Origin of the sequence: Stenotrophomonas rhizophila, from assembly GCF_007667275.1 — a bacterium.
In the GTDB taxonomy this organism is placed as follows: domain Bacteria; phylum Pseudomonadota; class Gammaproteobacteria; order Xanthomonadales; family Xanthomonadaceae; genus Stenotrophomonas; species Stenotrophomonas maltophilia_AE.
Genome location: NZ_VDQT01000001.1, coordinates 375,160 through 388,631, shown reverse-complemented (window position 1 = coordinate 388,631; position 13,472 = coordinate 375,160). Strand labels below are relative to the sequence as shown.

At 67.5% G+C, this 13,472-nt stretch carries 12 protein-coding genes; 9 read left to right on the top strand and 3 right to left on the bottom strand.

Annotated elements, in window-relative coordinates; genetic code table 11:
- Nucleotides 1-2 precede the first annotated feature (2 nt).
- The 3 genes from FSZ13_RS01545 to FSZ13_RS01535 form a co-directional block, all read right to left on the bottom strand.
- Entirely contained in the window at nt 3-653 is a 651-nt protein-coding gene (locus FSZ13_RS01545; protein WP_186308821.1) for a response regulator transcription factor, read from the bottom strand.
- Between the two features lie 162 nt (nt 654-815).
- Nucleotides 816-1,697 carry a LysR substrate-binding domain-containing protein gene (locus FSZ13_RS01540; protein ID WP_145477676.1) on the bottom strand — a complete coding sequence of 294 codons (882 nt, stop codon included), beginning with the start codon at nt 1,695-1,697 and terminating at the stop codon, nt 816-818.
- Nucleotides 1,698-1,735: 38 nt separating this feature from the next.
- Nucleotides 1,736-2,716, bottom strand: coding sequence for a helix-turn-helix transcriptional regulator (locus FSZ13_RS01535; RefSeq protein WP_145477675.1), 981 nt, complete (start codon nt 2,714-2,716; stop codon nt 1,736-1,738).
- 119 nt (nt 2,717-2,835) lie between these two features.
- Between FSZ13_RS01535 and FSZ13_RS01530 the strand changes: the two genes are divergently transcribed.
- From FSZ13_RS01530 to FSZ13_RS01495, 9 genes are all read left to right on the top strand, one after another.
- Nucleotides 2,836-3,441, top strand: coding sequence for a glutathione S-transferase family protein (locus FSZ13_RS01530; protein ID WP_145477674.1), 606 nt, complete (start codon nt 2,836-2,838; stop codon nt 3,439-3,441).
- Between the two features lie 114 nt (nt 3,442-3,555).
- On the top strand, nt 3,556-4,992 hold the full coding sequence (locus FSZ13_RS01525) for an amidohydrolase family protein (RefSeq protein WP_428999957.1): 1,437 nt from the start codon (nt 3,556-3,558) through the stop codon (nt 4,990-4,992).
- Between the two features lie 330 nt (nt 4,993-5,322).
- Nucleotides 5,323-6,072: a CS1 fimbrial subunit B flags: Precursor gene (locus tag FSZ13_RS01520; RefSeq protein WP_222116586.1), complete on the top strand. Its 750-nt coding sequence runs from the start codon at nt 5,323-5,325 to the stop codon at nt 6,070-6,072.
- Between the two features lie 68 nt (nt 6,073-6,140).
- Nucleotides 6,141-6,641, top strand: a complete 501-nt coding sequence (locus FSZ13_RS01515) for a CS1 type fimbrial major subunit (RefSeq protein ID WP_145477672.1) — start codon at nt 6,141-6,143, stop codon at nt 6,639-6,641.
- A 93-nt stretch (nt 6,642-6,734) separates the two neighbouring features.
- Entirely contained in the window at nt 6,735-9,278 is a 2,544-nt protein-coding gene (locus FSZ13_RS01510) for a TcfC E-set like domain-containing protein (RefSeq protein ID WP_260844064.1), read from the top strand.
- Entirely contained in the window at nt 9,275-10,513 is a 1,239-nt protein-coding gene (locus tag FSZ13_RS01505) for a hypothetical protein (RefSeq protein ID WP_145477671.1), read from the top strand. Before FSZ13_RS01510 ends, FSZ13_RS01505 begins: the two co-directional genes overlap by 4 nt.
- Before the next feature lie 182 nt (nt 10,514-10,695).
- Nucleotides 10,696-10,863 carry a hypothetical protein gene (locus FSZ13_RS18345; protein ID WP_186308820.1) on the top strand — a complete coding sequence of 56 codons (168 nt, stop codon included), beginning with the start codon at nt 10,696-10,698 and terminating at the stop codon, nt 10,861-10,863.
- A 189-nt stretch (nt 10,864-11,052) separates the two neighbouring features.
- Nucleotides 11,053-11,970 (top strand): alpha/beta hydrolase, encoded by a 918-nt coding sequence (locus FSZ13_RS01500; RefSeq protein ID WP_145477670.1) that lies wholly within the window; start codon nt 11,053-11,055, stop codon nt 11,968-11,970.
- Nucleotides 11,971-12,098: 128 nt separating this feature from the next.
- Entirely contained in the window at nt 12,099-13,472 is a 1,374-nt protein-coding gene (locus tag FSZ13_RS01495) for a YncE family protein (protein ID WP_428999971.1), read from the top strand.

Sequence of the window (13,472 nt, the reverse complement as noted above, 5' to 3'; positions counted from 1 at the left end):
TCTCACCACACCGCCAGCTGGTGCCGCAGGGTGAACAGGTCGCGGTCGGTGCGCAGGCCCAGCTTGCGGAACGCGGCGTGCTTCTGGGTGCTGATGGTCTTGATGCTGCGGTGGCGCTGCAACGCGATGTCGGTGACGGTCATGCCGCTCAGGCACAGCTGCAGCACCTCGCGTTCGCTCTGCGAGAGCCGGTGTTCGGCGTGTTCATCGCGGTAATCCAGCGGTACGTGGCTGTGCCCGGCGGCGACCCGGCCCAGTGCGCGCGCCAGTTCTTCCAGGGTCTCGCCCTTGGACACCACGCCTGCGGCGCCGGCCGCCATGCTGTTGGAAATCATGACGTGGTGCACGTTGGCCGAAAACATCAGCACCCGGACCCGGGGAAAACGTCGGCGCAGCATCCGCAGCAGCTCCATGCCCTGCAGGTCACCTTCGGCCAGCGTGTAGTCGACCACCGCGACATCGACCAGATGGTGCAGCAGGGTGTTGACCAGGGCGCGGGTGGTGGCGTGGTTGCCGACCACGTGGAAGCGCGGGTCGTTGGAAAGGTGGACGTAGCTGCCGTGACGGACGACGTCGTGATCGTCCAGCAGCGCGATGTTCAGCACCGCATGCGGAAGCGGTCCGTGGATGGGACCTGGATGGCGTCTGGACAAGGGAGGCACGCAATCATGGGATTTGCGCCATTCTTACTGCTTCATCCTTCCGCGTAGATAGTCTGATGTCAGATTAGGACTATTCCTATGCTTGGGACGAGAGCCCCGTCACTTTCCGTGCGCATCCAGTGCACCGTTCGGAATGATGCAGCGAAAAATCGATCAACGCCGCTCGCGGTCCAGCAGGCGTGCGAACTGTGACGCCAATTCCACCACGAGTGCATCGGCGGTGCTCCGGTGCAGCAATGCGATCTCGATGCTGTCAATCGGTGTCAGTCCCTGTCGAGCGGTCAGCACGCGGTGCTCGCGGGTTACGGCGCGCGCCGGCAGCAGGCTGATGCCCATGCCGTCGGCGACGGCGCCCTGGATGCCGCCCAGGCTGGAGCTGGTGAATCCGATCCGCCAGCGCCGACCCAGTCCCTCCACGGCGGCGATCAGCTCGTCGCGATACAGCCCGCGCGGCGGGAAGGTCACCAGCGGAATGGGGTCCTGTGCGATGCAGGGGCTGCGCACACTGTCTACCCAGCGCATCGGCTCGGCCCAGCAGGCCACCGCCTGGCGGCTGTTGCGGCGCTGCTTGACCAGCACCAGGTCGAGCTCGCCATGGTCGAAGGCATGCGCGAGGTCACGGCTGAGGCCACTGGTGACCTCCAGTTTCACCTGCGGGTGGCGGCGGGTGAAGCGGCCGAGCAGGGCAGTGGTACGCGGATTGACGAAGTCCTCCGGCACGCCCAGGCGCACGCTGATCGCCACCGTGGCACCGGCCAGCGCCTCGCCCATCTGGTCGTTGAGCGCCAGCATCTGCCGGGCGATGCCCAGCAGCGAGTGGCCGGCGTCGGTCGGGTGCACATCGCGGTTGGCGCGGACCAGCAGCGGGTGCCCGGCCAGCTGCTCCAGCCGCCGGATCTTCTGGCTGACGGTGGACTGGGTGGAGTGCAGGCGCGCCGCGGCGGTGGTGAAGCTGCCGCAGTCGGCCACCATCACCATGGCCCGCAGCAGGTCCAGTTCGAACAGGGTGCGATGCGATTCTGCACTGACGGACATGGTGTCATCCAGGAAACGAATGGGAACGTCAGCGCATGTTAGTCCGCCACGGTCGCGCCTGCCCGGGCCAGGCTGCGCGCCACGCGGGCACCGGCGTCGCGCATCATCACGTGCAGCGCCGGCGGGCCCAACACCTCGAACTCGAGTTCCAGCGCCAGCAGCCAGTAAACCACCGCACCCTGCGGGTGCGCGCCACAGCGCAGCAGGCAGCGCTGCGCGTCCAGCGCTTCCAGTACGCCCGCCGAGCTGGGCATGCGCTCGCGTACCACCTCGATCGGCGCGTGCAGGATCACCCGGGCCTCGTCGCCGTACGGTCCCAGCGTCAGCGACTGGCTGACGAACGCGCGCAGGTCGCCGTTGGCCGGCGCCGGGCGGGGGCGGAAATGCGCGCCCACCTCGGGCGTGCTGGTCATGCGGTCGATGCGGAAGGTGCGCCAGTCCACGCGCGTGGTATCCCACGCCACCAGGTACCAGCGGCGTTCGGCATGTACCACGCCCTGCGGTTCCACCTGGCGCTGGCTGGCCTGGCCTTGGCGGTCGGCGTAGTCGAAACGCAGCTGCAGCTGGTCGCGGCAGGCGCCGGCCAGGGTGGCGAGCAGGCGCGCGTCGACCAGCGGCCCGCTCTGGTCGATCGGCAGGATCGAGGTGCGCAGCGCATCCAGGCGGCGGCGCAGGCGCGCCGGCATCACCTGTTCCATCTTGACCAGGGCGGTGATGGCGGTCTGCTCGATGCCGCTGATGGTGCCGCTCACCGCCATGCGCAGGGCCAGCGCCGCCGCCAGCGCCTCCTCGTCGTCGAGCAGCAGCGGCGGCAGCGCACGCCCGGCGCGGAACGCATAGCCGCCGGCCACGCCGCTGCTGGCCTGGATCGGGTAGCCGAGTTCGCGCAGGCGCTCGATGTCGCGACGCAGGGTGCGCGGATGCACGCCGATGTCGGTGGCCAGGGTGTTGCCGGGCCAGTGCGGTCGGGATTGCAGCAGCGCGAGCAGGCGCAGCAGGCGGGCGGAGGTCGTGAGCATGGCCACAGGGTCGCGCCTGTCGAGGACAGGATCTGTCCGCAATGGTGGCTAGCCTGTGTCCACGGTGCAAGGCCTCCCGCAGCGCACCTTTCCACACCGACACCTACAAGGAGTACCGCATGTCCCTCGTCTTCTATTGGCACCCGATGTCCAGCGCCACCCCGATCGCCTGCGCACTGGCCGAACTGGGCGTGGCCCATGACCGGGTCCGGATCGACATCCGCAACGGCGAACAGCGCACGCCCGAGTACCTGGCAATCAATCCCAACGGCAAGGTGCCGTGCCTGGTGGTGGACGGCACGCCGATCTTCGAGGGCCTGGCCATCCACCTGTGGCTGGGCGACCGCTTCGGCGTTGCGCGTGGCCTGTGGCCGGCCGCGGACACGCCCGAGCGCCTGCAGGCGCTGTCGTGGTGCGCGTGGGCCTATGTCACCTACATGGCGGTGATCGGCCGGCTGCGGGCAGCGAGCATGGAAGGTCCGCAGCAGGATGCCGGCCACGCGGCGATTGCCGCAGACGACGCGCGGCAGCTGCTGGACGTGCTGGAAGCGAGGCTGTCGGCCCAGGCCTGGATGGTCGGCGAAAGCTACTCGCTGGTGGACCTGGTGGTGGCGCAGGTGGTCGGCTACGGCACCTACGTGGGCGCCGTGGTCGATGGCCACCCGGCGGTGAGCGCCTGGCTGGCCAAGGTGGTGGCGCGCCCGGCGATGCAGGGCGAGGTCTGAGCGGCATTCGGAAACCGAATGCGCGGCATGCCGAAATTTAACTGGTGAATGGGGCCCGCCGCGCCGTAAGGTGCGGTGACCCTTTCCGTTGTGCGCCCTGCCATGAAATCGACCGTGTTGCCCGCCATCCCGCTGCTGCTTGCCTTGGCTCCCTCCGTACTGGCCGCCGAACAGGCTGATGTGATCATCCGCCACGCCACCGTGGTCGATGTCGAACGGGCCACCACCGTTGCCGACCAGGCAGTGGTGGTGCGGGGCGACGATATCGTGGCGGTGGGCGACGACCGCGCCATCGCCAGGGCGTGGACGGCGCCACGCAAGGTCGATGGCAAGGGCCGCTACCTCATTCCCGGCCTGTGGGACATGCACGTGCACTTCGGCGGTGGCCCGGAGCTGATCGAAGAGAACAAGGCGCTGCTGCCGCTGTACATCGCACACGGTATCACCACCATCCGCGACTGCTCGGGCGACCTGCCGGAGCAGGTGCTGCAGTGGCGGGGGGAGATCGCCGACGGCCGCCTCGAGGGTCCGCAGCTGTTCAGCTCCGGTGCCAAGATCGAGGGCATCAAGCCGGTCTGGAAGGGCACCTTGGAAGTGGGCAGCCAGGCCGACCTGGAGGCGGCGCTGGCCAGGCTCAAGCGCGACCGCGTGGACTTCGTCAAGATCACCGACAGCACCCTGACGCCGCCGTTGTTCCTGGACGCGGTGCGCGGTGCGCGCGCCAACGGGCTGCGTGCCTCCGGGCACATTCCGATGGCGCTGACCGTCCAGCAGGCGGTGGACGCCGGGATCAGTTCCATCGAGCACCTGGACTACGCCTACAAGGCCGGGGTCAAGGATGAAGCCGCGATTGCCAGCGACTTCGCCGCTGGACGCATCGACCGCGCCGAAGCCAACCGCCGTCTCGACGCCGGCTTCGACCGCGCGACCGCAATGGCCGCCTACCGCGGCTTCGCCGCCAAGGGCGTGTATGTCACACCGACCCTCAACGGCGGGCGCATCCTCGACTTCCTGGACCAGGACGACCACGCCAACGACCCTTACCTGGCCTACATCGGCCCGAAGCTGCAGGCCACCTACCAATGGCGGGTCGAGCGTGCGGCCAAGGCCAGCCCGGCGCAGATCGCCGAGCGCCACCAGCAGTACCACCAGGTCGCGGCGGTACTGCCGTTGCTGCAGGAAGCCGGCGTCACCGTGATGGCGGGCACCGACGCAGGCTTCCTCAATTCCTTCAACTATCCCGGCATCGGCCTGCACGACGAGCTCAGCCTGTTCGTGAAGGAGGGCCTGACCCCCGCGCAGGCGCTGTCGTCGGCCACGCGTGCCGGCCCGTCGTGGTTCGGCACGCTGGACCGCTATGGCGGCGTGGCCGAAGGCAAGGCGGCGGATCTGGTCCTGCTGGATGCCAACCCCCTGCAGGACATCCAGGCCACCCGAGCAATCAATACGGTGGTGCTGCGTGGCCACGTGTACGACCGCAAGGCGCTGGATGCGCTGCTGGCGCAGACCCGGCAGAAGGTGGCGCAGTGGCAGCAGGACGCCCGGCGCTAGGCGACTGCCAGCCGCCAGAGCGTGCCATGCAAAACGCCCCGCATCCGCGGGGCGTTTTTTTTCGCGCTGCTGCAACAAGTTCAACGGCGTATTGATGAATATTGAATGTGGCGCAGTGCAGCAAAACTCTATTCTGCCCACCCATTCAACGCGGCGATGACTTTCCGCCTTGGTGATTAGTAATTCGATTGAATCTGCAACAAGTTGCAGTGTCGTTTGAACAATGTTGCATATGGCGACATGGGGCGGGTGCCTATTCTGCGCCCTCGATTCGAGGCGGTAATGACAACCGCACTTCGCATTCACCCCGCAAATCAAGGGAGCATCTCAATGAAGCGTCTGATGACCACGCTGGCGGCCGCAATGGCCGTTGCGATGTCGGCGTCGCCTCACCTGGTGCAGGCGGCGGCGCCCAGCATCCATGTTGGCGCAATGTACGAGTACGCCGAGCCCGGCAAGGGCGCGCTGCTCAAGCGCGTGCGCAATACCGGCGACGCCACTGCGTTCGTGCGCGTGCAGATCAGCGAGGTGCGCTATGCCGCCGATGGCAGCCACCATGAGGTGCCGGTGTCCGGCACTGACGCAGGCCTGGTGGCCAGCCCGTCGCGGCTGATCGTGCCGGCCCAGGGACAGCAGGCCACGCGCCTGCTGGTGCAGGGCGATCGCAGCGCCGAACGCTACTACCGCGTGCGCTTCGTGCCGGTGCTGCCGCAGTCGGAAGACGAATTCGCGCTGACCGACGCGCAGCGCGACGACTACCGCCGGGAGCTGTCGGCCGGCGTCAACGTGCTTACCGGCTACGGCGTGTTCGTGATCGTGCACCCGGACCAGCCGCGCTACGACGTGCAGACCGAAACCCAGGCGGGGTATGTCCAGCTGCACAACGCGGGCAATACCACCGTGGTCCTGGACGACATCCGCCAGTGCAGCGCGCCGGAGACGTCGGGCAGGTGCGCGCCCTCGCGGAAGGTCCACCTGCTGCCGAACCGCACCGAACGCTTCACGCGCAGTGCAGAGCACCTGCACCGCTTCCAGATCGTTGAGGGGGACAGCCGCAGGGAGGTCCTGCTCAGCCCCTAGGTTCCGCCCGGAACCGACGTCCCGTCGCCGGGCTCCAGGCGACACCTTTCTGTTGGAGATGTATTGCAATGAACCTCAAGAACACCGTCCTGGCCGCTGCGGCCGCCCTGATCCTGACCCCGGCCGCCGCCATGGCCGCCACCGAGCAGTTCCCGCTGCAGGTCACCGTTGAAGCCGTGGTGCCGTCGGCGACCGGCCTGCAGATTTCGCCGGTTGGCAACTGGGCGGGCCAGACCCAGAACATGCGCTGGAACATCGCGACCCAGCGCCTTGACCCGATCCAGCAGCAGGTCGACATGAAGAGCGGGCTGGGCGCGATCAACGCCTACCTGACCACCGACGCCATGCTGACCAGTGCCGGCAACAAGATCGATCTGACCGTCAACGTGGCGGGCCAGGACCTGCTGGTCGGTGCCGCCAACGCGGTCGAAGTGGCCACCACCCTCGAAGCCGCCGCGAGCAAGCGTGCCGCCGTGGCCATTACCGCCGCGGCCCCGGCGGGCGAGGGCTACGCCCACGGCAACTACCAGGGCAACGTTTTCATGATGTTCGAAAGCGGCACCCCGTAAGCCCGCGCGCGTTCGCGCACGCGTCCAGCCCGGCAGCACCGGCTGCCACAGGAGGGGCGCTCAGGCGCCCCTCTTCCATGCACAGGAATCACCATGTCACCGCGTCTGCTTCCCATCGCCACCGCCGTCATGCTCTATTGCAGCAGTGCAGTAGTGCAGGCAGCACCTGCGGCGCTGGAAAGCCTCACCCTGCTCGACCAGGCGGGAGGCTTGCCCGATGACTTCCGTGACCACTTCTTCGACGTGCCCCTGGTGGTCCGCGTCGAACGCGACGGACAGTACCTGGGCGACGCCCGGGCCATGCTGTCCCGCGAGAATACCTTGTCGCTGCTGGAGTTCACCGACAGCCACGACAGTACCGAGCCGGCCGCCGAACGCGAGCGCTGGCTGAAGGTATTGGCCACGCCGCGCCCGCTGGGTGCGTGCAGCCAGGCGTGCGACGCCGGCCTGGTGCGCCTGCACTACAGTCTTGAAAGCTCGCTGCTGTCCATCGCCACCACCCGTGGCGGCGGTGCGTCGCTCCAGCCGGGCCACCATGCACTTCCCGACGGTGGCAGCCGTGGGCTGATCCTGCGCCACCAGCTCAACGCCTACGCAGGCGAGGGCATCGATGCAGCCGGCCGTTACGCGGTCGATGCGCAGGGCAGCCTGGGACGGTGGACGCTGCTGGGCAACTACCAGGTCGACCGCAGTGGCGATGAAGAAGGTGAGCTGCGCCAGTCGGTGCAGAGCCTGTACGCGCAGCGGGAATTCCGCGACAACTTCCTGCGCGTCGGTTACTTCCTTCCCAATTTCCAGGGCGTGACCCGACAGCCGCGCGCGTCGGGGTCGGTCAGCCACACCACCATCGGGATGATGGCCGGCTCCTCGGACAGCCTGGCCATCGATTCGCGCGCGCCCAGCCTGTACCCGGTGTACGTGACCGCCAACCGGGAGGGCACCGTGGAGGTATTCCGTGAGGGCAGCCTGGTCCTGACCCAACCCCTGCAGCCGGGCCTGCAGAAGCTGGATACCCGGCGCCTGCCGGGCGGCATCTACGAGGTCGAACTGCGGGTCATCGAGGATGGACGCGAGAGCTCGCGAGAGACAGCGGTGATCCACAAGCCGTCCAACTGGCGCGACCCCAGCCGGCGCTGGCGCTACAGCGCGTTCGCCGGCCTCCAGCACACGCTGCTGGACAGCATTGAAGACCCGAACGCGGGTGCGTTTGCGGCCGGCGGCATCGTCAATTATCTCGCGCACCCGCGCGCGGTGATCGGCCTGTCGGCCCAGCACCTGGACGGCGACACCGCGATCGCCGGCTCGCTGGACTGGCAGGTCAACGACAACGCAAACCTCTACACCAATGCCTACACCAGTGACGGCGGCAGCGGCGTGGACCTGCAGGGGCTGTGGCGCTACCGCCACGGCAGCGTGATCGTGTCGCACAATCGCAGCTGGCAGGAGCGGCGCCGATCCGAACACGCGCCGTTTCCGCCGGTACCCGACCGCCCGTTGCCGGAAACCCGTGCCGGTTGGCTCCAGACCAGCGCGGTGAGCGTCAACCACCGCCTGGGCGACAGCAGCCACGTGGCCGCGCGCGTCTCGCACCACGACGGGGTCAGCAACGGCGTCGGCCTGGATTTCTCGTTCAGCCGCCGCCAGACCCTGTTCGGCAGTGACGCGACCTGGCGCGCCGCGGTGTTCGACCGCCCGGCCAATGCCAGCAGCGGCATGCGCCGTAACCGCGGCGTCGACTTCACCCTCAACATCGCGCTTGGCCGCGAAGGGCGCCGTTACAGCGGCAGCCTGGGCAGCCGCACCGGCACCGACGGCGGGCGCAGCCTGTACGCCAGTGCGGGCGTGCAGCAGGACTTCGAGCAGGGCCTGCTGCGCAGCGTCGCGGGGCAGGCGACGGTGGACAGCGACGGGCTGGGCCTGAGCACCAACGCGCAGTTCGAGCACCCGGCGCTGCGCGGCGACGTGCACGCGCAGCGTTCGTCGATGGGCGGCAGCCTCAGTGGCGGCCTGAACCTGGAAAGCACCATGGCGATCGGCGGCGGCAAGCTGGCGATCGCCGGTACGGGGCAGGTGGGCAGCATCGACACGGGCATGATCGTGGACGTGGACTCGGAGCTACCCGGCGTGGAGCTGCGTGCGCATGACAGCCGCGGCGGCACGTACGTGCTGCAGCCCGGCCGCAACGTCCTGCCGGTGGCCGCTTACCGCAATGGCGCCCTGCAGATCGACTTCCATGGGCGTGCCGCGCCGGCCGCCACCATCCAGCCGGCCACGCTGGACTACCACCTCAACAAGGGCGGCGTGGCCTACGGCAAGGTCGAGGTGCTGAGCACCTTCACTGTGATGGGCCACCTGAAGGATGCCGCCGGCCAGCCGCTGGCCGGCGCCCATGTCATCAACCATGCCGGCCGCAGCGTGACCGAAGCCGATGGCTTCTTCACGCTGGAAATGAGCGCTACGACGCCGAGCATGGAAGTGCGCCATCCGAAAGTGGCCGGTTGCAGCTTCTCGCTCGACGGCACCACCACCCGCCCGCAGGGCGACACCTGGCTGGCCGGGATCCTGCAATGCCCGCCGCCGTCCCTTGGAACTGCGCAGGCCGCACCGGCTGCGTACGCTGCAGGAGCAATGCCATGATCCGTGACGTTTCCCTTTCCGCCGTGATGCATCTATTGCGTGGTGCGGTGTGTGCCGCTGCGCTGCTCGTTGCTGCGGGCGGCGCCCATGCGGCCGACATCCAGATCACGGCGGAATTCAAGCCCGATATCAATGACCCCAACAAGCGCGACTTCGTCAACACCACGCCATGGTCGGGGGTATGCAACAGCGTCCATCTGCAGTCGTGCATCAACAACAACTGGTGGAGCATCGACACCAAGGTCCGTGGCACCAAGCAGGGGGTGCGTACGAACGACTATGGTCCGGACAGCTTCTACATTGGAATGCCGGCGCCGCGCACCGTAACGGTAACCTCGGATGACGGGCTGCACACGTTCGACCTGGGCGTGAAGATCATCGGCGCTGCGCTGCGTCTGGTCGACCAGGACGGGGACGGGCCGATCGAGCCTGCATCCACCGGGAACGCGCGGAACTGCACCAAGGCGTTGAGCAACACGCTTGCGAACAACAGGAGTGTCATGCGCCTTTGGCTGCGCCAGGATGGGGGTAATGGTGTGCTGGCGTGCTCGTTGCATTGGCTGCACACCAACAATTACGTCATTTCGGAATTTGACTTCACGTACCAGCTGACGACGCCGGCACCGTTGGCAATGCGCAGTGGCGTGTATACCGGCATGACGACCTACCGCGTTGGCGGCACCGGCGAAGGCGCCGATTTCGATCTTGGCAACGGCGTGGCGCTGGACGATACCATTGTGAACGTACATTTCAAGCTTGATGTCCAGCATGCATTCCAGCTTGATCTTCCGCCTGGCAGCAACCGCGCGGTTCTTGCGCCAAGGGGTGGTTGGGCGCAGTGGAGTGATCACGGGATCGTGCCCAAAGCGCTGGAGCGCGAGGTGCCGTTCAGTCTGAGCAGCTCCGGTCAGTTCAGTGTCTCGCTGCACTGCCAGTACCCGCTGCCGGACGGCCGGTGTGCGATCCGCAACCTCACCGGGTCCGCAGAGGACGCGCCGCTGGATATCGACCTGACCCTTCCCGGTTTTCGCGATGCAGCCTCTGCACAGGACGTGGTCGGGCTGCCGCTGACCACGAGCATGACGCCGCCGGTATTCACCGCCGACACCTTCATCGTCCGGCGACCCTCGCAACTTCGCTTCGCTGTCAACGGAAGCGCGGTCGAGTCGATGCTGGATCACCCCGGCAGCCATTACCGCGGTGACGTCACTGTGATATTCGATGCCGATCCATGAAGCAGATGGGCGTGCGCTGCGTGCGACAGCGACGTGACGATGATATGGATGCTTCTGAACTGTTTACCGAGATGCGGGATGCGTCTACACGAAAGCGCATCCTGCGCACGCAGCGGTAACGCTGGGCTGCCTAGTGTTGAGTCACCGGCATCACTCTCGACGCCGAACATCGGAGATACGTCATGGGTAACCAGCAGAATCCGCAACAGGGCCAGCAGAATCCGCAGCAGGGCCAGCAGAACCAGCAGAACCAGAAGGACCAGCAGCGCCAGGGCCAGCAGCAACAGCAGGACGCCGACCAGAAGCGCGAGCGCAACCAGCAGGGTGGCCAGCAGGAAGAAGAAGAATAAGCTTCTGCTGCCACGTCATGACCCGAGTCCGGCCCTGCGGCCGGACTTTTGTTATCTGCACCGCGCATCGCGGCAAGTGATACCCATTCGCATTTGAGGTACACTGGGTTGATCGTCCCGCCCTGAGTCGTGCCCGCCGTGCTTTCCCGCTTGTTCCCGACGCGCTTTCCGCTCTTTCGTGCCGTGGGCATGGCCGCTGCCCTGGGGGTGGCCGTGATCGCGCCGGTTGCCGCTCAGCAGCGCAATCCGTTGCAGACGATCGGCGAGACCGTGCTCGACCAGCCGGCGCAGAGCTACCGCTTCGAACGCTTCGTGATCGAGGACGGCACCCCGGCGCGCCGCTGGCGCGTCCACGTAGGCGTCCCCACGCAGCCAGCCAAGACGCCCGCGCCGGTGCTGTACATGCTGGACGGCAACGCTGCGGCGATGGTGTTCGACCAGGCCCTGCTTGGCGAGCTGGCCGCGCATGGCGCGCCGGTACTGGTGTTCATCGGCTACGACAACGACCTGCGCATCGATTCGCGGGCACGCACGCAGGATTACACTGCGTGGGTGGATACCGCCGAGGACGAGAACGGCGTGGCGCAGTCCACCGGCGGCGGTGCCGCCGCGTTCCTGCAGGTCATCCAGCAGAAGATCAAGCCCGAGGTGGCCCGGCGCGCGCGCGTCGACGCGCAGCAGCAGGCGCTCTGGGGCCATTCGCTGGGCGGCCTGTTCGTGCTCAGTACGCTGTATACCCAGCCGGACGCGTTCCAGCAGTACGTGAGTGCCAGCCCGTCGCTGTGGTGGAGCCAGGGCGCTGCGCAGGGTGAACTGGAGCAGCGCTTTGTCGCCCATCCCGCACCGGCAAAGCTGTGGCTGATGCTCGGCGGTGACGAGCGCAGCGGCAACCGCGGCGTGCGCGACATGAGCAACCCGCGCGTGGTGGCGCACCTGCGCCGCATTGCCGGCGCGACGCCGGACGCTGCGCACGTGCTGAGCGGACGGCTGGCGGCGGTGCCCGGCCTGCAGGTGACCTACCGGGAGTTTGCCGGTTTGGGCCATGGCCCGATGCTGCCGGCTTCGCTGAAGGCGACGCTGGCCGCGTTGTATGGCGTGCCGGACTGATCTTGTTTCTTCCCTACCCAGGCAATGCGTGGCGCTCCGCCACCACCGCAGCGATGCGGCCCGCCAAGGCAACCCTTGTGACACGCGCCGCTGGCGCGCCCCTACAGAAGGAGTCTGCTATGTCCCGAATGATGTCCCTCCCGCGCGTTGCCGCGCTGGCCCTGGCCCTGTCGCTGGTGTCCGGCGCCGCGGTCTCGCAGCCGGTCTTCGACGCGCCGGCCAATGGTTTCCGTGGCAAGGTCAGTGCCCGCAACGAGAACGCCATCGCGGGCAGCACCGCGGAAGTGACCGGTCGCGCCTTCGTGCCGGGGCAGCAGGTGACCCTGCTGCGCGGCGAGACCGTGCTAACCCCCACGCCGGTCGTTGTCGACGAGCAGGGCAATTTCAAGGCCAGTGTGCAGATTCCGGCCGACGCGGTTCCCGGCCAGCACCCGGTGGTGGTGCGGGCCAGCCAGCCGGCCGCGGCCACCGTGGTTGCGTTGCGGGTGTCGCCGAACCTGCCCTTGAGTGGCCAGCAGGCGTTCAAGCAGCAGTCCGGCAAGCTGGTGCAGGGGCTGTACCAGAGCGCCTACAGTGCGGGCAGCAATGCGCTGTTCGTGACCTCGGCAGTGGGCCGCCCACCGGTGACCGCGTCGCAGCTGCTCAAGGTCGACCCGAAGACGCTGAAGGTGGTGAAGGCGATCACTCCGGCCAAGGTGCCCGACGCCAAGGGCGGCAGCGTGTTCGCCGTGTACGGCGTGGGCGTGGACGATGCCAATGGCAACGTGTGGGTGAGCAACACCCGCCAGGACACGGTGGCGGTGTACTGCCAGTCCGACCTGTCGCTGGTGCACCAGTTCCCGGTGGGCGCGGTGCCGCATGCGCGCGACGTGGTGGTCGACGCCAAGCGGGGCAGGGTGTTCGCCTCGGCGGCCGGTGAGGACCACCTTTCGGTGTTCGATGCGAAGTCCTTCAAGCCGCTGGAGCCGATCACCCTCGCCTCGGGCGTGGACGATGAGAAATTCGTGCCGATGAGCCTGGTGCTGGATGAAGCCGGCGGCAAGCTGTTCACGGTGAGCATCGGCACCCCGGAAGCGGCGGTGATCGACGTCGCCAGCGGCAAGGTCGACAAAGTGATCGACCTCGGCAATGCCATCAGCGCCTCGGGCGTGGCCTTCGATGCGAAGCAGAACCGGCTGTACGTGGCCTCGCAGGGCAGCGACAACCTGCTCATCGTCGACGTGGCCAGTGGCAAGGTACTGCACGATGTCCCCGTGGGTGCCGGCGCGCTGAACGTGGCGTTCGAACCGGTGTCAGGGCTGGCCTATGTGACTAATCGCGGCGCCGGTACGGTGACCGTGGTCGACCGCGACGGCAAGGTGGTGGGCAACCTGGACGGCGGCACCTTCCCGAACCATGTCCGCGAGGACGGCAAGGGCAACGTGTTCGCGGTCAACAAGTCGCGCGGTGCCGAAGACCCCAAGGGCGACCGCATCACCCGCATCACGCCGTCCACGCGTTGA